Raw genomic sequence first — 17,902 nt, forward strand, 5'->3', positions numbered from 1 at the left:
ACTCCCTCTACAGAGAAAGAAATGGCCGGCATGCCTACTGGCATCCCGGCCTCAAGAAATACGCATCAAGCGGCGCCGAGAATCGCCTCCAGGTCTTCCTCAACCGTGCCAACATTGCGCAGGCCGAACTTATCTTCCAGTACCTTCAGCAAATTGGCGGTCAGGAAGGCCGGAGGGGTTGGGCCGGTACGTATGTTCTTCACTCCCAGTGACAGCAAGGTCAACAGGACCACTATCGCTTTCTGCTCAAACCAGGACAGCACCAAACTCAGCGGCAGTTCGTTGATATCACACTCAAATACCTCGGACAGTGCCAACGCCAGCTGGATCGCCGAGTAGGCGTCGTTACACTGGCCGATATCCAGCAATCTGGGGATACCGTTGATATCACCGAATTCGAGCTTGTTGAACTTGTACTTGCCACAGCCCAGGGTCAGGATCAGGCTGTCTTTGGGGGCCGCCTTGGCAAGTTCGGTGAAGTAACTGCGCTCAGCCTTGTCACCATCACAGCCGCCAATCAGGAAGAAGTGACGAATATTGCCGTTCTTGACGTTTTCAACCACGGCAGGCGCCGCGTTCATCAAAGCGTTGCGGGCGAAACCTATGGTGATCATATGGGGGATCTCATCATAGGCAAAGCCTTCAAGCGCCAGTGCCTTGTCGATAACAGCACTGAAATCATCGCCGGTCAGGTGAGTCACGCCCGGCCAACCAACGATACTGCGAGTAAAGATGCGGTCGGCATACTGACCGACATTGGGATCGATAATGCAGTTGGAGGTCATCACCACGGCGCCGGGGAAGTTGGCAAATTCCTTCTGTTGATTTTGCCAGGCGCTGCCGTAGTTCCCCACCAGATGCGGGTATTTCTTCAGTTCGGGATAAGCCAGCGCCGGCAACATCTCACCATGGGTATAGACATTGATGCCCTTGCCTTCAGTCTGTTGCAGGATGAGCTCGAGATCTTTCATATCGTGGCCCGAAACCAGGATTGCCTTGCCCTTCACCGGCTTGGTGTTGACCTGAGTCGGCTCTGGATGACCAAAGGCTGCGGTTTCACCGGCATCGAGCATAGCCATCACAGAATAGTTGAGCTGACCTATCTCCATCGCGGTGGCAAACAGCTTGTCAGCATCTGTGCTATCGGTCGCCAGAAAGGCCATGATCTCGTGAAAACGACCGGCCACTTCGCTGCTGGTCTGATCCAGAACCCGGGCGTGTTCCATATAGGCAGCCGCCCCTTTCAGGCCGTAGAGGCACAGGAGTCGCAGACCGAGAATATCTTCATTGAGGTCATCACCGCGGTTGGGCGCAGCCACTTTGGCCTGCTGTAACAGCTCGGCCTTGGATGCCCCCAGCAGCAGAGTCGCCGCGGCGGACATAGGCTCGGGAGTCACGCCCCTTTGTTCGCAAAGCTCCAGATAGCGCTGCTTTAGCTGGTCTCGCAAGCGAGCGGCTTCCTTTGCATATTCGGTAATCCGCTCGTCGTCGAAGTTGACATTGGTCAGAGTGGCGAAAAATGCCTTGGGCACAAAGGTATCAACTTGCGGATCGATAACCTCAAACTCCCGGAGTTTGACGGCATAGGCGGACAGCCCCTGCAACATGTAAATCAACAGATCTTGCAGATCCGAGGTCGCGGCCAATTTACCGCACATCCCCTGGGCATAGCTGCAGCCATTACCGGCCGGGGTTCGAATGGTTTGCTCACACTGAATACAAAACACGGCATATCTCCTTTAATCATGCTTTATTTTTGCATGTTTTAAATCAGTGTACTCTTTCATCGTTCAGACGAAAGAACGTGAGTCATAAAGCTTGAAGGAGATCACCTTAAGCAATTGCTGAATAAATGGCTTTTTGACTTCTATCTTGCTGATACAAATGAAAAAGGAGCCTAAAAGGCTCCCTTGGATAAATCGCGTTGCACTGCCAGCTGAGTGACCGCCTTGAGATCAGTGACTCTTCATATCATTGACCGACTGCAGCATGCTGCGGCTCTCGCTGCGAAACTGTGGTGCAAAGTCACCGAACCATTCGGCCACCTCACGGAACTGGCGCACAAAGCCATCTCTGTCACCGGCCTTGAGCATGGCCAAAGCGCCGGCATAGTTGTCCAGATAGTCGGAGATAGCACCCAGGCTCTCCTGCTGGGCGAAGATGATATCGGCGTAAAGCTCTGGGCTTTGGGCAAACAAGCGACCGACCATGGCCAGCTCCAGCCGGTAAATCGGCGAGCTGAACTGCAGCAGGCTATCGAGATCGGCCTGCTCCCGGCACAAGTTGAGGCCATAGACAAAGCTGGAGAAGTGGCGCATCGCCTGCACCAATTGCATCGCTTTATCATGTTTGCCGGCATCCGCTTCCACCAACCGCGCTCCCCAAATAGCTATCTGCTCCAGCAGCCAGGCATAGGCCTCACTCTGCCGGCCATGGCACACCACAACAACCTGCTTGGCAAGGCTGCCCACATCCGGGCCAAACATGGGATGAAGCCCCACCACAGGCCCGCAGTGGGCCGCGAGCATGGCTTGCAGCGGCTCCGACTTTATCGAGGTCAGATCCGCAAGAATGCAATCCTTGGGCAAACGCTGTAAACGGGAGCGAATAAGCTCACAGGTAATGGCAATCGGCACAGTGACCAATACCAGACCGGCCCCGTCGAGGATAGCATCGGCATTATCCCAATCATCTTTATCGAGCAGATGTACTGGATAGCCGGAGAGTGTCAGCATCTGGGCAAACAGGGTGCCCAACTGGCCACGACCGCCAATGATCACCACCTTGTTGATATCCGGGTTCACCTGCTTGAAACCCACATCCTTCTCGTTGAGATAGGATTCCCGCATCAGGCGCCTGAGCACATCTTCTATCAACTGCGGCGATACCCCCAGACTTTCGGCTTCTGCACGGCGCTTGGCCAACATGGCGGCCTCACGCTGCGGTGCATAGATGGGCAGGCCGGCGTTGTGTTTGACCGCGCCGACCTGGGCCACCAAATCCAGCCGCTGACGCAGCAACTTGAGTAACTCTTGGTCGACGCCGTCAATCAGTCCGCGTAACTTTTCCAGCTCTGCCGTGGTTTTCTCACTCATCTCAAATCTTCCGTCAGCCATTTGCCACCCTGAGCATATCAAAGCGAGTGGGTAAAATAGAACTCAGTTGCGCTGCCCCTTGCCTGAGCAGTTGCTCCGTATCCTGCCAATCTATGCAGGCATCTGTGACCGAAACCCCATAGTCAAGCTCGGCAAGCGGCTTGTCACAGGCCTGACTACCGGCAAACAGATGGCTTTCCAACATCAAACCTATGATGGAGCGATTGCCCGCCGCTATCTGGTCAAATACATCCCGGCACACAGGCAGTTGCCGCCGATGATCTTTATTGGAGTTGCCATGACTACAGTCGATAATCAGTCTGGCATTGAGCCCGGCACCATGCAGCTGCCGTTCACACTCAGCCACCGAATCGGCGTCATAGTTGGGGCCAGCACCACCCCGCAGGATCACATGCCCATCCGGGTTACCGGCGGTTTGCAGCAAAGCCACCTGCCCTTGTTGATTGATCCCCATGAATCTGTGACTGCTGGCCGCCGACTTGAGGGCGTTAATGGCCACCCCCAGATTGCCATCCGTACCGTTTTTAAATCCTACCGGCATGGAAAGCCCGGAGGCCATCTCCCTGTGGGTTTGTGACTCTGTGGTTCTGGCGCCTATGGCTGACCAGGTCACCAGCTCGGAAATATATTGCGGACTGATGGGATCCAGCGCTTCAGTGGCAACCGGCAACTCGAGTTCGGCCAGAAACAGCATCAACTCCCGCGCCATCCGCAACCCTTTTTCAATATTGAAGGACTCATCCATATCGGGATCATTGATCATCCCTTTCCAGCCCACAGTCGTTCGGGGCTTTTCAAAATAGACCCGCATCAGGATAAAAAACTGATCCTTGAGCTCGTCATGGAGCTTTTTCAGTTTCAGGGCATATTCCTTGGCCGACTCAATATCGTGAATAGAGCAAGGGCCGGTAACGACCAACACCCGGTTGTCACGCTTGTGAACTATGTCAGAAACCGTCTTGCGAGCGCTGAGAATATAGCGATAGCCGTGATCAGAAAGTGGCAACTGCTGCTTGAGTTCTTCGGGAGTTATGAGGACTTGTTCGGCACTGATGTGCACATTCTCTATATTACTGGACTGCATTCTGATCACCTGAAATTAATTTGCGCGACTTGCTCAATCGCATCACTGTAGCGGTACACCATTACGGCATTACACTATGCCGAGAGTGAGCCAAGAGATCAAGGGCGAAACCAGAAAAAATTTTCATGTAATCGCAAAGGTGGGAGCATTAGGCTGGGCAATTAATCTGTGTAGGCGTGTAGGACTGTGAGCTTGGCTGACTTGCGCGGCAAAAATCTGCTGTCGCCAGTTCGTGGAGCAGCGAAAGAGAAAACAAAAACCCGCCATATAGGCGGGTCTCTGTGCGAACACTTGCGTCTTTATGTAGCGGCTTACTTAGTAGCCAGCTTCTCACGGATACGTGCAGACTTACCTGAACGCTCACGCAGATAGTACAGCTTGGCGCGACGAACGCGACCACGACGCTTAACTTCGATGCTGGAAATCAGTGGGCTGTGCGTTTGGAAAGCACGCTCAACACCTTCACCATTAGAGATCTTACGTACGGTAAATGCAGAGTGCAGACCGCGGTTACGCTTAGCGATAACCACGCCTTCAAAGGCCTGCAGACGCTCTTTGTCACCTTCTTTAACACGAACCTGAACGACTACGGTATCACCGGCACCGAACTCAGGTACGTCTTTTTTCATTTGCTCATCGTTGAGCATTTTAATGATGTTGTTCATAACTTACTCCGTTCTAGAATTAACTGAGCTGCGACTAGGCTGAGTCCATTGCGTCAACGAACTGCGCTAATAGAGTCGTCTGTTCGTCAGTCAGAGCTAGATTTTCAAATAATTCTGGTCGTCGCTGCAGTGTTCTTATCAAACTCTGCTGTAGACGCCAGCGTCTAATTTGTTCGTGGTTGCCGCTGAGCAACACCGCCGGAACATCCAGTCCATCGAGACATTCAGGCCGGGTATAGTGAGGACAATCCAATAATCCGTCAGAGAAGGAATCCTGCTCTGCCGAGGCCTGTTTGCCCAGCACGCCGGGGACCAGTCTCGAAACCGAATCTATCAGGGTCATTGCCGGCAATTCACCGCCCGAGAGCACGTAATCACCAATCGACCACTCCTCATCCACTTCCGTCTGAATGATGCGCTCATCGATACCTTCGTAGCGACCGCACACCAGGATCAGCTTGGATGATTGTGCCAGCTCAGATACGCCTTGCTGAGTCAGCTTGCGTCCCTGAGGTGACAGATATATCACCTTGGCTCCCTCACCTGCCGCAGCCTTGGCTGCATGAATGGCATCGCGAAGGGGCTGAACCATCATCAACATTCCGGGACCACCACCATAAGGTCTGTCGTCCACAGTGTTGTGTCTGTCATGGGTGAAATCCCTGGGATTCCACGTCTGTACTTCCAGCAGGCCATTCTTCACGGCCCGACCCGTCACGCCAAAGTCTGTTACTGCTCGAAACATCTCCGGGAACAGGGTGATTACCCCTAACCACATAAGCTGTTTCCTCGACTCAGAAGTCCGGATCCCAATCCACTAAAATCTGTTTTGCCGAAACGTTCACCTCTTTGATGAACTGTTCGGTGACAAAGGGGATCATACGTTCCGCTTTGCCAAAGCTATCTTTGGCGTTGGCCTTCACCAGCAAGACGTCATTGGATCCTGTTTCCACGATCTGATCGACCTTGCCCATGTTGTAGCCCTTGGTGTTGATCACTTCACAGCCGATAAGATCGCGCCAGTAGAATTCATCTTCCGGCAGATCTTTCATCTGCTCAGGCAGTATGCCGATCTCACAGTTAGTGAGCATCTGCGCCCGCTCCCGCGTCTCTACCCCTTCAAGTGCGGCAACAACCGCCTTGCCCTGATAGCGCCACTGGGTGACCTTCACTTCACGCCATTCGCCCTGCTCTTTAATGAGCCAAGGTGAATAGTCAAAAATACCTTCAACAGAATCGGTATAGGCGGTGATTTTCAGCCAACCTTTAATGCCATAGCTGGAACCAAGTTTGCCCAACACGATTGGCTGTGGGTTACTGCTCATCAATCTATACCTTAAACGCTATTAAGCAGCTGCTTTACGAGCGTCTTTGATCAGTTTTGCTACGCGTTCTGTAGTTGCAGCACCGTTTGCAACCCAGTGCTCAACACGGTCCAGATCCAGGCGCAGAGTTTCTTCCTGACCTTTGGCCAGAGGATTGAAGAAACCTACACGCTCGATGAAACGACCGTCACGGGCATTGCGGCTATCAGCAACAACGATGTTGTAAAATGGACGCTTTTTCGCGCCACCACGAGCTAAACGAATGGTAACCATGCGTTCTTTATCCTCTAATGATTTGCTTTTCAGCAAAAATAAAAACTGGAACCCCGTGTTCGCGAAGAGTCCCAGATAGAAAGCCGGAAGATTTTACCTGACTTTCGGGCGATTGCAACCGATCCCGGCTAATTTTACAACGCCCATTCACAGCTTATCCCAAGCGGGACAATAGCTAAGGAAGGTTTTCACCTTCCTGGTAAGGTTATTCTGTATCAGCGACCGGGGAACTTCATTCCCGGAGGCAGCATACCTCCCAGGCCGCGCATCATCTTATGCATGCCGCCTTTGGCAGACATTTTTTTCATCATTTTCTGCATCTGGGTAAACTGCTTCAGCAAGCGGTTTACATCTTGAATTTGAGTGCCTGAACCGGCGGCGATGCGGCGTTTTCGTGAGCCCTTGATCATGTCCGGGCGCTTACGCTCATCCGGCGTCATGGAGTTAATAATAGCCTCCATTTGACCTGTGAGCTTACCGTTTTGTACCTGCGCTAAAGCATCGGGAGGCAGTTGACCGACACCGGGTAGTTTTTCCAGCATCCCCATCATGCCGCCCATATTCTTCATCTGTTGCAGCTGCTCACGGAAGTCTTCCAGGTCAAAACTGCCGCCGGACTTCACTTTTGAGGCCAGCTTAAGGGCTTTTTCCTTATCGACACCGCGCTCAACTTCTTCGATGAGCGACAATACGTCACCCATCCCTAGAATACGGGAAGCGACCCGGTCTGGATGGAAAGGCTCGAGGGCATCAGTTTTTTCACCCACACCCAGGAACTTAATCGGTTTACCTGTGATGTGACGAATGGACAGGGCGGCACCGCCTCTGGCATCACCATCCACCTTGGTGAGGATCACCCCGGTCAGCGGCAGCGCTTCATTAAAGGCCTTGGCGGTATTAGCCGCATCTTGACCTGTCATGGCATCGACCACAAACAAGGTTTCAACCGGCTTGACCGCAGCGTGCAGCGCCTTGATCTCATCCATCATCGCCTCGTCCACATGCAGACGACCGGCGGTATCCAGAATCACAACATCGATAAACTTACGCTTGGCGTAATCGATGGCGGCATTGGCGATATCCACCGGTTTTTGACTAACGTCCGATGGGAAGAATTCGACTTCGACTTCATTGGCCAGGGTTTCCAGCTGCTTGATCGCCGCCGGACGGTATACGTCGGCACTGACCACGAGCACTGACTTCTTCTGTCTGGTACGCAGGAACTTACCCAGCTTAGCGACACTGGTGGTTTTACCCGCGCCCTGCAGACCGGCCATCATCAATACGGCAGGCGGCTGAGCGGCTAAGTTGAGGGCCTCATTGGCCTCCCCCATGGCTTTTTCCAGTTCGCTCTGAACAATTTTGACGAACACCTGCCCTGGGGTCAGGCTCTTGGCCACTTCCTGGCCAACGGCACGTTCTTTGACGCTGCTGACAAATTCCCGCACCACTGGCAGGGCCACATCGGCCTCCAGCAGTGCCATACGAACTTCGCGCAGGGTGTCCTTCACGTTCTCTTCAGTCAAGCGACCCCGACCACTGATATTTTTCAGGGTGCGGGACAATCTGTCGGTGAGATTCTCAAACATCGTCCAGTTCTATACCGTTTATGAATGTAAAATGATGGGGCGTATTATAACTATGCTAGGGTATTAATGCAGCTTTGTTCTCAAGATGGGGTTAAATCGGCACTTATCAAGGTGCAAATGAATATTTTGTCCCAAGATGAATGGGAACCAATTGTCGCAATTTATGCACTAACTGTCGGGAACTGCATAATTTTGTCGTCTGGGTCACTGCCCAATTGCCAGTAGCTCATGTTATTCTAACGCAAGCAAGTTTTTCTGAAACTGCCCACAGAGGCTAATTACACATAAGGATAGGTTAATCCCAGATGGTCATTCTCTCTGCTGCCGCGATGTTTTTCTACAGCATAGCGCTGATATTAGTGACAAGCCGCTTGTTTCACGTTGAGGGGCCCAACCGCCGCGCCGTGGCCGGTTTTGCCGCCTTGGGTGTGATACTGCACGCCGCAGCTCTATACCAGGCGATCTTTACCGCCGATGGCCAGAATTTCAGCCTGACCAATGTGATATCCATGGTGAACTGGATCATCGCTTTGGCATTCACCTTGGTGCTTTCCCGTATCAAGGTCATCGTCTTGGTGCCAGTTGTGTATGCCTGCTCTGTGATATCCGTTTCCCTGTTATGGCTACTGCCACCCAAATACATTACCCATTTTGAACTGCACCCCGAAGTGTTGGTTCATGTGGTATTGTCGCTGATGGCCTACAGTGCCTTGATGATAGCGGCACTCTATGCCATCCAATTAGCCTTTATTCAGAACAAGCTAAAGAAAAAGCAGCTGATGTTGAGTCCGGCGTTACCCCCTTTGATGACGGTCGAAAAACAGCTATACCACCTGATTATCATAGGGGTAATTCTGCTGAGTCTATCACTGGCCACCGGCTTTATCTTCCTCGATGATATGTTTGCCGATGGCAAGGGGCACAAGGCGGTACTTTCCATTCTGGCCTGGTTCGTTTATATCGCCATGCTGTGGCAGCAGTATACCCTGGGTTGCCGTATCCGCAGTGCGGTGATCTACAGTCTCACAGGCGCCAGCCTGCTCTCCCTTGCTTATTTTGGCGCCCGCATCGTCAAAGAGCTGATCCTGAACTAATCTGAACCGAGTCAGGCAGGGCTAGACCTTTGCCTGACTTGACACTCCATGCAATTGCCAGTATTTACTAACATTCGCTATTCCTGACGGGGCCCCTTTTTTGGACGATATATCGACCGGCATACTCCTGATAATTCTACTGCTGTTAATCCTGATTTCGGCGTATTTTTCCGGTTCGGAAACCGCCATGATGACCCTCAACCGCTACCGGTTACGCCATTTGGCCAACAATGGCCACAAAGGTGCAAAACGCGCCATCAAACTACTCGAGCGTCCAGATAAACTCATTGGCCTGATCCTCATAGGCAATAACCTGGTCAATATCCTGGCCTCCTCAATCGCCACTATTTTAGGGATCCGTCTCTGGGGCGACTTGGGGTTAGCCATCGCCACCGGGGTACTGACACTCGTGGTCTTGGTGTTTGCCGAAGTGACGCCCAAAACTGTGGCGGCACTACATCCCGAACGTATCGCCTTCCCTTCCAGCCTGGTTCTCAAGTGGTTATTGTGGTTATTTCTGCCCTTGGTCAAGATTGTTAATATTATTACCTCTTTTATCCTTAGGCTGATGAGCATACGCTCCATCCGAGCCGATGACGCCTTGAGCCAGGAAGAGCTGCGCACCGTAGTGCATGAAGCCGGGGCCCTGATCCCAAGACGCCACCAAGAGATGTTGCTGTCGATTCTGGATCTGGAAAAGGTCACTGTGGAAGACATCATGGTGCCCCGCTCCGAGCTCTATGCCATCAATATCAATGATGACTTCAAAAGCATCAACAAGCAGGTTATTCAGAGCCCGCATACCCGGGTACTCTTGTATCGTGACAACATAGATGATGCCGTGGGTTTTGTGCATCTGCGTGATGCCTTGAGGCTACAATCCAAGGAACAGTTCAGTAAATCTTCCCTGCTTAGGGCTGTAAAAGAGTTGTACTTTATTCCCGAGGGTACACCGCTCAACGTGCAATTGGCCAACTTCCAGCACAATAAGGAACGCATAGGCCTGGTGGTGGATGAATACGGTGATATTCAAGGCTTGGTGACGCTGGAAGATATTCTCGAGGAAATCGTCGGCGACTTTACCACCTCCATGGTCACCACTCCCAGCGAAGATATTACCCCGCAGCAGGATGGCAGTTTCCTGATCGATGCCACCATCAATATCCGCGATCTCAACAAAGAGATGGAATGGGACTTCCCCACCGACGGCCCCAAGACCCTCAATGGTTTGATCCTGGAATATCTGGAAGAGATACCCCAGGCCAATACCAGCCTGAGGCTCGCGGGTTACCCGATGGAAGTGGTGGAAGTGGCCGACAACATGATCAAGACAGTGCGGATCATGCCGCAGTTTTATCGCCCATCTTGAAACTCAACCCGCTTTGAGCTGAGTCATTGGGCAGTATTGGCTGCCCGTTTGGCGGCTTCCAGTGCCCGGCGTTTGGCCCGGGCTATCGCGGTTATGGTGTTATCCAACTCACCTTCCAGCCCCAGCATAAAAAACACTTCGGCCATCAGGAAAAAGGGGCCTATAAGCAGCTGATTGAGATCATCGATAAAGGCCGGTTTGGCCTTTTCATACTTGTGGCCGATAAACTGGAATATCCAACCTATGACGAAAACCGTTATACCCAACCAGATATTGGCATAGCCCAGGGTATAGAGCCATTCGGTCGTCAGAATCACCGGCAGGATAAACAGCGCCAGTCCCAGCGCCAAACGCCAATGCAGCTTGATGTAATAAAGCATCACCCCAACAGCCAGCAACATGGCGACGCTGAGAGTACCACTTGAAAAAGGCAGGCGCCACAACGACAGCATTAAAAATACTGACCAGATAATCAATGGGATACCGATAAAATGAGTTTTGATATTGGTAGGGTTCAGATGCACACTCTTATAGGTGGACAACTGTTCAACAGCCGACTTCATGACGCTCTCCTTGGTTTTGTTATTATTCTCCTCCCGCCAAGCAGGGACCTCGAGTGTCTATTTGACTCCGGTGCAGGCCCATATACTTGAGCTTCAGATCAGTGCCTGTACTCAGATGCGATTAATACACCTGATGGTTTGAGAGTACCGCAACAATTAACCAGTGACAACGCCATCAAAAAAGGAGCCTCTCAGCTCCTCTCATGCTTTGACAAAACTGTACTTTGACAAACAGATAGCCTGGCAGACTTGGACAAAGCTCTTAGTAACAGACAAGGCTTAGTTGTGCTAGTCGCTTAAGATAACCGTCGCCACCGCATAGTGACGTTCATCGGCAATGGACAGTAGTGCCCGCTTGGCGCCCAGTGTTTCCAGGCGTTGGCGCGCCCCATCACTGAATTCAAGCTGGGGCGCACCATCGGCATTGTTGCTGATATGAATATGCTGAAACGAGACTCCGCGGCCAATTCCAGTTCCCAGCGCCTTGGCAGCCGCTTCCTTGGCCGCAAAGCGCTTGGCCAGAAATCGCGCCGGTTCGCTTAACGTCTCAAAGCGGGCATATTCGGCCTCGGTCAGCACCCGTTTGGCCAGCCTATCGCCGCCCCGTGCCAACTGAGCCTCAATGCGGGCGATTTCCACTATGTCGGTTCCCAGTCCCAGCACAGCCATTACTCGCCTCTGCGACCTTCCAGCATGAGTTGCTTCATATCTCTGACCGCCTTGTCCAGGCCGTCTATCGCCGCCCTGGCTATGATGGCGTGGCCGATATTCAGCTCATGCAGCTCGGGAATGGCCGCTATCGGCTTCACATTATGATAGTGCAGCCCGTGCCCTGCGTTGACCACCAAGCCCTTGCCATGAGCATAGGCAGCCATTTCCGTGATACGGGCCAACTCCTCGCTCTCCTCTTCAGCGCTGTGGGCGTCGGCGTAGCGGCCGGTATGAATTTCTATCACGGGCGCCCCCACGGCAACGGCGGCATCTATCTGCTCGCGGTTGGCATCGATAAAGAGTGATACCTTAATGCCCTGCTCGGCCAGACGTTTAACCGCCGCGGCGATTTTCGGCTGCTGACCGGCAACGTCCAAACCGCCCTCTGTAGTAAGCTCCTCACGTTTTTCCGGCACCAGACAAACATAGGCAGGCTTAACCTCACAGGCGATATCCAGCATCTCTTCGGTGACCGCCATTTCCAGATTCATCCGGGTCTTGAGCGTCTTGGCCAGCAGATAGACATCGCGATCCACTATGTGGCGTCTGTCTTCACGCAGATGGATAGTGATCCCCTCAGCGCCGGCGTGCTCTGCCACGGCCGCTGCATGCACAGGATCCGGGTAATGGGTGCCACGCACCTGCCGCAAGGTGGCGATATGATCTATGTTCACCCCTAACAAGATTCGATTCATCTGTAACTCCTTGATAATTCCTGGAATGCACCGGCCTGTTCGGCGGTATAAAAGCAGTTTCTATTCTCTGCCCATTGTAACGGCAGCATTTGAAAAAAGCGGGCTGAAGAGCTCATTTATCCCCTCGGTTTTGCGGCTGTGGCTCCCTTGGCAAATTTCCCCCCCGGCGGGCAAACAACTGCCTGCTGAGCAGTGGCTTATCGCCGAGCAGTGGCCGGAGCAATTGCCGGGTCAAGGCTTTGGCGGCTTGCCAATCCTCTTGCTGAAGGCGATTTTCTGCCAATGCCAACAGAGTGCTTCCCGGTAGCGCCTCTTGCCGCTTGGCATCACCAACAAAGGGAATAAACCCCTGTTCGGGAATAAATCTGTAGCAGCCATCGGCTTGGATATCGGCGCCATCGGCATCCTTAACCAATGAGGGCATGCAACCAAGCTCGGATAAGAGTCTGAGCTCGAAATAGCGCAGTGTTGTCTGCTCAAAGCCCTTGGCCAGCGCCAGCAGGCTCTGATGATAACTGAAAAACAGCGCTTCGCCACTCTGGTGGTTGCCCAGTACCCGCACCAAGAGTTCATTGAGGTACATGGCCGCATATAAAGCGTCCCCGGACAGGGGCACTGCCGGGGACGCACTTTCAATTTGAGTCAGGGTTCTGAGGTCGCTGCGGCCAGTCAATTGGAACAGCAGCGGCTGAAACGGCTGCACTATGCTCTTTATCGAGCGCTTGCCACTGCCGACTCTGGCAACGGCGTCGACCCGACCAAGGCCATCCACCAACAGGTTCAACAACATGCTGGATTCCCGATAGGGCCGGGCGTGCAGCACATAGCCTCGCAGCATAGTCGGCCTCAGTCTTCGCCGTAACCCAGACTGCGAAGGGCACGTTCATCATCGGCCCAGCCCGACTTCACCTTGACCCAGACCTCCAGGAACACTTTGTTATCAAATAACTGCTCCATGTCCTTGCGGGCCTCGGTGGCGATAGTACGAATTCGCTCACCCTTCTTGCCGATCACCATGCGTTTCTGACCGTCACGTTCAACCAGAATAAGCGCATTGATCTGATAGACGCCATTCTCCATCATCTTGAACTGCTCGATTTCCACCGTGGCATCATAAGGCAGCTCATCACCGAGAAAACGCATCAGTTTTTCACGGACGATTTCAGAAGCCATAAAGCGTTGTGAACGGTCGGTAATATAGTCTTCCGGGAAATAGTGCACGCTCTCGGGCAGTGATTCTTTCGCCAGCGACATCAAGCGGCCGACATTGGTACCCGATTTGGCTGAGATGGGCACAATTTCATCGAAGGCATATTTCTGCCCCAGGGCTTCCAGGTGCGGAAACAGTGTCTCTTTATCCTTGATATAGTCGACCTTGTTCACCGCCAGCACTGTCTTGCGCTCATTGCCGCCATGACGCAGCTTATTGAGCACCATTTCGTCATCGGCGGTCCAGTTGAGACCATCGACCACAAAGATCACCATGCAGACATCGGCCAGCGAGCTGGCGGCGGCGCGATTCATCAAACGGTTGATGGCGCGCTTTTCCTCTATGTGCAATCCAGGGGTGTCGATAAAGACTATCTGCGATGGGCCTTCGGTGTGGATCCCCATGATCCTGTGGCGGGTGGTTTGCGGCTTACGGGAGGTGATACTCACCTTTTGGCCGAGCAAACGGTTGAGCAAGGTGGACTTGCCGACATTGGGGCGACCGACTATGGCCACCATACCGCAATAAGTGACGTCATAGGCGGGTGTCGGTGACGGCTGGTTCATCTTGGCCAGCAGTTCATCCAGGCTCGGCTCCTGGGCCGGTACCTCTGGGGTCTTACTCATTTTTTCAGTAACTCCAATATCCCAGCAGCGGCTTGCTGCTCGGCTTTTCTGCGTGAACTGCCGGTGCCGGATACGGCTTGTTCCAGCTCTTCGATACGGCATTCTACGGTAAAGGTCTGATCGTGCGCCTCGCCGGAAACCGCCACCACTTTATACTCAGGCAGAGGTTTCTTATAACCCTGCAGATATTCCTGCAGCTGGGTCTTGGCATCTTTCTGGCTGACCCCGGGTTGAATCGCCTTCAGTCGCTGCTGGTACCAGCTCAAGAGCAGTGGTCGACAGGTTTCCAGATCAGAGTCCAGGTAGATGGCGCCTATGATGGCCTCCACTGCATCGGCGAGAATGGATTCGCGGCGAAAACCGCCACTCTTGAGCTCGCCTGGACCCAGGGTCAGATAGTCACCCAGCTTAAACTCCTTGGCAATTATCGCCAGGGTATCACCGCGCACCAAGGTCGCACGCATCCGGCTGAGATCGCCTTCGGTCGCCTTGGGAAACTGATGATACAGGGCATCGGAAATCACTATCGACAGAATAGAGTCTCCGAGAAACTCCAACCGCTCGTTATGCTTGTTGGCCGCACTTCTGTGAGTCATGGCCTGCTCCAGCAGTGCCATGTTATTGAATTCATACCCCAGAGTACGACACAGACGGGCAAAATTCTTCACAGGTTCTCTCACTTCAAACCACCTACACGCTCAAAACGCACACCGCTTGGCACCCAGGTAGGTAACCAATCCTGAGGCTGGCGCTCAAACTCAAAACTTATCCAAATTGCCACAGCCTTACCTACCAGATTCGCTTCGGGTACAAAGCCCCAGAAACGGCTGTCGGTACTGTTGTCGCGGTTATCGCCCATGGCAAAGTAGTGACCTTCAGGTACGACAAACTCCCCTTGGGCAAAGCCTGGCTCACGGTAATAGAAGGCCGATGGCTCAGGGCGGGCCGGGTTGATCAGAATATCGTGAGTCACCTCACCCAGTTGCTCGCGAAAACGCAGCAGATCCACGCCATCATCCTGGAACTCACCTTTATTGACTGGCACTCTCAATACCAGTTTAGGGCCTGGACAAGGTTGTTGCTCTTTACAGGCTTCCTGAATATAGAGTTCCTTGTTGCGATAGATGATCTTATCGCCTGGCAAACCGATAACCCGTTTGATGTAATCGACCCGTTCATCTTTAGGGTATTTGAATACTATGATGTCGCCGCGCTCCGGCTCGCCGGTTTCCACCAGCTTATTGCGCCATACAGGATCTTTCAGGCCATAGCTGAATTTTTCCACCAGAATGAAGTCTCCCACCAGCAGGGTTGGCATCATGGAGCCGGACGGGATCTGAAACGGCTCGTACAAAAAAGATCTCAGGATTAGCACAAAGGCTATCACAGGGAAAATGGACTTGGAGGTTTCCACATAACCTGGCTCCTGGATGATTTTTTCAGTGACTTCATCGGTCAGGGTGCCATTTTGCGCTTGGGCCAGTGCCAGTTTAGCCTGACGCTTGGGGGCCAGCACAAAGGCATCGAGTGCCCAAATAAGGCCACTGACCAAGGTCACCAGCACCAGAATAATGGAAAAATAGGCTGCCATTGGTTAATTAACTCCTGCCTTGTATTAAATTAGAATAAGTCTTGTCAGCTTTAGTTAGTTTACCCATATTTGCCGTTCCAGGGACAGGTCTCCCCTTAAACTAACTAAAGCGCCGCAAAATGCGGCGCAAATGAGATGTTGCTATCTTGGGCGCCGCGGCGCCACAGGATCACTCGTTCAGTTTCAATACCGCCAGGAAGGCTTCCTGTGGAACTTCCACGTTACCGAGCTGCTTCATCCGTTTCTTACCTTCTTTCTGCTTCTGCAGCAGTTTCTTCTTCCGGGAAACGTCACCACCGTAACATTTAGCGGTTACGTCTTTACGCAGTGCTTTCACGGTCGAACGGGCCACAATCTGACTGCCCACTGCGGCTTGAATTGCAATATCAAACATCTGCCGCGGGATCAGCTCTTTCATCTTCTCCACCAGAGCGATACCACGGTGGCGTATGTTGCCCCTGTGGATGATCATCGCCAGTGCATCGACTCTGTCGCCGTTGATCAACACATCCAAACGCACCATGTCGGCCGCTTGGAAGTAGACAAAGTTATACTCAAGCGAAGCATAACCACGACTGGTGGACTTAAGCCTGTCAAAGAAGTCCATCACGACTTCGGCCGCCGGAATATGATAGGTCAGTGCTACCTGGTTGCCGTGGTAAACCATATTCTTCTGCACACCGCGCTTTTCAACACACAGAGTGATCACGTTGCCTAGGTAATCTTTGGGCACCAGAATATTGGCTTCGACGATAGGCTCACGCATCTCCTCGATATAGTTGAGTGCCGGCAACTCCGATGGGTTATCCACATAGACAACATCGCCATTGGTCAGCTCAACTTCATACTCTACAGTCGGTGCCGTGGTGATCAGATCCAGGTTATATTCCCGCTCCAATCGCTCCTGGATGATCTCCATATGCAGAAGTCCCAGATAACCAATACGGAAACCAAATCCCAGAGCCGTGGAGTTTTCCGGCTCAAACTGCAGTGAAGCATCGTTCAAGCTCAGTTTATTCAACGCATCACGGAAGTTTTCATAGTCGTCGGTAGAGATGGGGAACACACCAGCGTATACCTGAGGCTTCACTTTCTTGAAGCCCGGCAGCGGTTTTTCCGCGCCGTGTTTGGCATGGGTCAGGGTATCCCCCACGGGGGCCCCGTGGATCTCTTTGATACCGGCAATAACAAAGCCTACTTCACCGGTTCTCAGTTCAGTTTTTTCTTTCTGCTTGGGAGTGAAGATCCCCACCTTGTCGGCGTTGTAAGTCTGGCCTGTGCTCATGACCTTGAACTTATCGCCCTTCTTGAGCACGCCATTCTTGATCCGCACCAGGGACACAACCCCTTGGTAGCTGTCGAACCAAGAGTCAACAATCAGTGCCTGCAGCGGCCCTTCCGGGTCACCTTCCGGTGGTGGGATTTGTGCCACTATGGTTTCCAGCACTTCGTCTATGCCGATACCTGTCTTGGCAGAGCAGCGCACTGCATCTTTGGCTTCAATGCCAACTATATCTTCAATCTCGGCCGCCACCCGCTCGGGTTCAGCCTGTGGCAGGTCAATCTTGTTGAGTACAGGAACAACGTCCAGATCCATTTCCAGCGCGGTATAACAGTTCGCCAGAGTTTGGGCTTCAACCCCTTGACCGGCATCAACCACCAGCAATGCTCCCTCACAAGCCGCCAGCGAGCGGGAAACTTCATAGGAGAAGTCAACGTGTCCAGGGGTATCGATGAAGTTCAGCTGATAGGTTTCACCGTCTTTGGCCTTATAGTCGAGCGTAACACTCTGGGCCTTGATGGTGATACCACGTTCGCGCTCCAGATCCATTGAATCCAGCACCTGAGCAGCCATTTCACGGTCGGTTAAGCCGCCACAAACCTGGATCAGGCGATCTGAGAGGGTAGATTTGCCATGGTCGATATGGGCAATAATCGAAAAGTTTCTAATATGTTTCATTATGCTGCAATGACTAAATTCTAATGGGAGA

18 protein-coding genes are annotated in these 17,902 nt (G+C 52.7%); 2 read left to right on the forward strand and 16 right to left on the reverse strand.

All coding sequences use genetic code 11. The annotated features are described in order from the left end of the window. Positions 1-65: 65 nt before the first annotated feature. From hcp to ffh, 8 genes are all read right to left on the reverse strand, one after another. A complete protein-coding gene (gene hcp / locus CBE72_RS01720) occupies positions 66-1,727 on the reverse strand; it encodes a hydroxylamine reductase (RefSeq protein ID WP_100142020.1) in 1,662 nt (553 codons plus the stop codon). 228 nt (positions 1,728-1,955) lie between these two features. Continuing rightward, positions 1,956-3,095: a bifunctional chorismate mutase/prephenate dehydrogenase gene (gene tyrA, locus CBE72_RS01725; RefSeq protein WP_100142021.1), complete on the reverse strand. Its 1,140-nt coding sequence runs from the start codon at positions 3,093-3,095 to the stop codon at positions 1,956-1,958. Positions 3,096-3,108: 13 nt separating this feature from the next. Continuing rightward, positions 3,109-4,200 (reverse strand): 3-deoxy-7-phosphoheptulonate synthase, encoded by a 1,092-nt coding sequence (locus CBE72_RS01730; RefSeq protein WP_025887857.1) that lies wholly within the window; start codon positions 4,198-4,200, stop codon positions 3,109-3,111. 311 nt (positions 4,201-4,511) lie between these two features. Next, positions 4,512-4,865, reverse strand: a complete 354-nt coding sequence (gene rplS / locus CBE72_RS01735) for a 50S ribosomal protein L19 (RefSeq protein WP_025010567.1) — start codon at positions 4,863-4,865, stop codon at positions 4,512-4,514. 34 nt (positions 4,866-4,899) lie between these two features. After that, positions 4,900-5,643 (reverse strand): tRNA (guanosine(37)-N1)-methyltransferase TrmD, encoded by a 744-nt coding sequence (gene trmD / locus CBE72_RS01740; RefSeq protein WP_093982523.1) that lies wholly within the window; start codon positions 5,641-5,643, stop codon positions 4,900-4,902. Between the two features lie 16 nt (positions 5,644-5,659). Then, positions 5,660-6,190 carry a ribosome maturation factor RimM gene (rimM, locus tag CBE72_RS01745; protein ID WP_025010565.1) on the reverse strand — a complete coding sequence of 177 codons (531 nt, stop codon included), beginning with the start codon at positions 6,188-6,190 and terminating at the stop codon, positions 5,660-5,662. A gap of 21 nt (positions 6,191-6,211) precedes the next feature. Beyond that, positions 6,212-6,463: a 30S ribosomal protein S16 gene (gene rpsP / locus CBE72_RS01750; RefSeq protein ID WP_100142022.1), complete on the reverse strand. Its 252-nt coding sequence runs from the start codon at positions 6,461-6,463 to the stop codon at positions 6,212-6,214. A 215-nt stretch (positions 6,464-6,678) separates the two neighbouring features. Next, entirely contained in the window at positions 6,679-8,052 is a 1,374-nt protein-coding gene (ffh, locus tag CBE72_RS01755) for a signal recognition particle protein (RefSeq protein WP_100142023.1), read from the reverse strand. Positions 8,053-8,357: 305 nt separating this feature from the next. Between ffh and CBE72_RS01760 the strand changes: the two genes are divergently transcribed. Together CBE72_RS01760 and CBE72_RS01765 are read left to right on the forward strand one after the other, a co-directional pair. Next, the gene (locus CBE72_RS01760) at positions 8,358-9,146 is read left to right on the forward strand and encodes a cytochrome C assembly family protein (protein ID WP_100142024.1); all 789 of its coding nucleotides are present in this window, start codon (positions 8,358-8,360) and stop codon (positions 9,144-9,146) included. Positions 9,147-9,246: 100 nt separating this feature from the next. Then, positions 9,247-10,515, forward strand: coding sequence for an HlyC/CorC family transporter (locus CBE72_RS01765; RefSeq protein WP_100142025.1), 1,269 nt, complete (start codon positions 9,247-9,249; stop codon positions 10,513-10,515). A gap of 23 nt (positions 10,516-10,538) precedes the next feature. Here the strand turns inward: CBE72_RS01765 and CBE72_RS01770 are convergent, their stop codons facing one another. The 8 genes from CBE72_RS01770 to lepA all read right to left on the reverse strand — a co-directional run bounded on the left by CBE72_RS01770 (position 10,539) and on the right by lepA (position 17,871). Beyond that, positions 10,539-11,078 carry an Mpo1 family 2-hydroxy fatty acid dioxygenase gene (locus CBE72_RS01770; protein WP_100142026.1) on the reverse strand — a complete coding sequence of 180 codons (540 nt, stop codon included), beginning with the start codon at positions 11,076-11,078 and terminating at the stop codon, positions 10,539-10,541. A 288-nt stretch (positions 11,079-11,366) separates the two neighbouring features. After that, entirely contained in the window at positions 11,367-11,747 is a 381-nt protein-coding gene (gene acpS, locus CBE72_RS01775) for a holo-ACP synthase (RefSeq protein WP_100142027.1), read from the reverse strand. After that, on the reverse strand, positions 11,747-12,484 hold the full coding sequence (gene pdxJ, locus CBE72_RS01780) for a pyridoxine 5'-phosphate synthase (RefSeq protein ID WP_071477137.1): 738 nt from the start codon (positions 12,482-12,484) through the stop codon (positions 11,747-11,749). The genes acpS and pdxJ overlap by 1 nt, the downstream gene beginning before the upstream one ends. Before the next feature lie 112 nt (positions 12,485-12,596). Beyond that, entirely contained in the window at positions 12,597-13,322 is a 726-nt protein-coding gene (recO, locus tag CBE72_RS01785) for a DNA repair protein RecO (protein ID WP_100142028.1), read from the reverse strand. 8 nt (positions 13,323-13,330) lie between these two features. Beyond that, positions 13,331-14,320, reverse strand: coding sequence for a GTPase Era (gene era / locus CBE72_RS01790; RefSeq protein WP_039034209.1), 990 nt, complete (start codon positions 14,318-14,320; stop codon positions 13,331-13,333). Further along, complete coding sequence (gene rnc, locus CBE72_RS01795; RefSeq protein ID WP_100142029.1) at positions 14,317-15,000, reverse strand: ribonuclease III; 684 nt, start codon at positions 14,998-15,000, stop codon at positions 14,317-14,319. Before rnc ends, era begins: the two co-directional genes overlap by 4 nt. Further along, the gene (lepB, locus tag CBE72_RS01800; RefSeq protein ID WP_100142030.1) at positions 14,997-15,911 is read right to left on the reverse strand and encodes a signal peptidase I; all 915 of its coding nucleotides are present in this window, start codon (positions 15,909-15,911) and stop codon (positions 14,997-14,999) included. The genes rnc and lepB overlap by 4 nt, the downstream gene beginning before the upstream one ends. A gap of 169 nt (positions 15,912-16,080) precedes the next feature. After that, positions 16,081-17,871: a translation elongation factor 4 gene (gene lepA / locus CBE72_RS01805; protein WP_100142031.1), complete on the reverse strand. Its 1,791-nt coding sequence runs from the start codon at positions 17,869-17,871 to the stop codon at positions 16,081-16,083. Between the last annotated feature and the right edge of the window lie 31 nt (positions 17,872-17,902).

Origin of the sequence: Shewanella carassii (genome assembly GCF_002777975.1) — a bacterium.
GTDB classification, from domain to species: Bacteria; Pseudomonadota; Gammaproteobacteria; order Enterobacterales; family Shewanellaceae; genus Shewanella; species Shewanella carassii.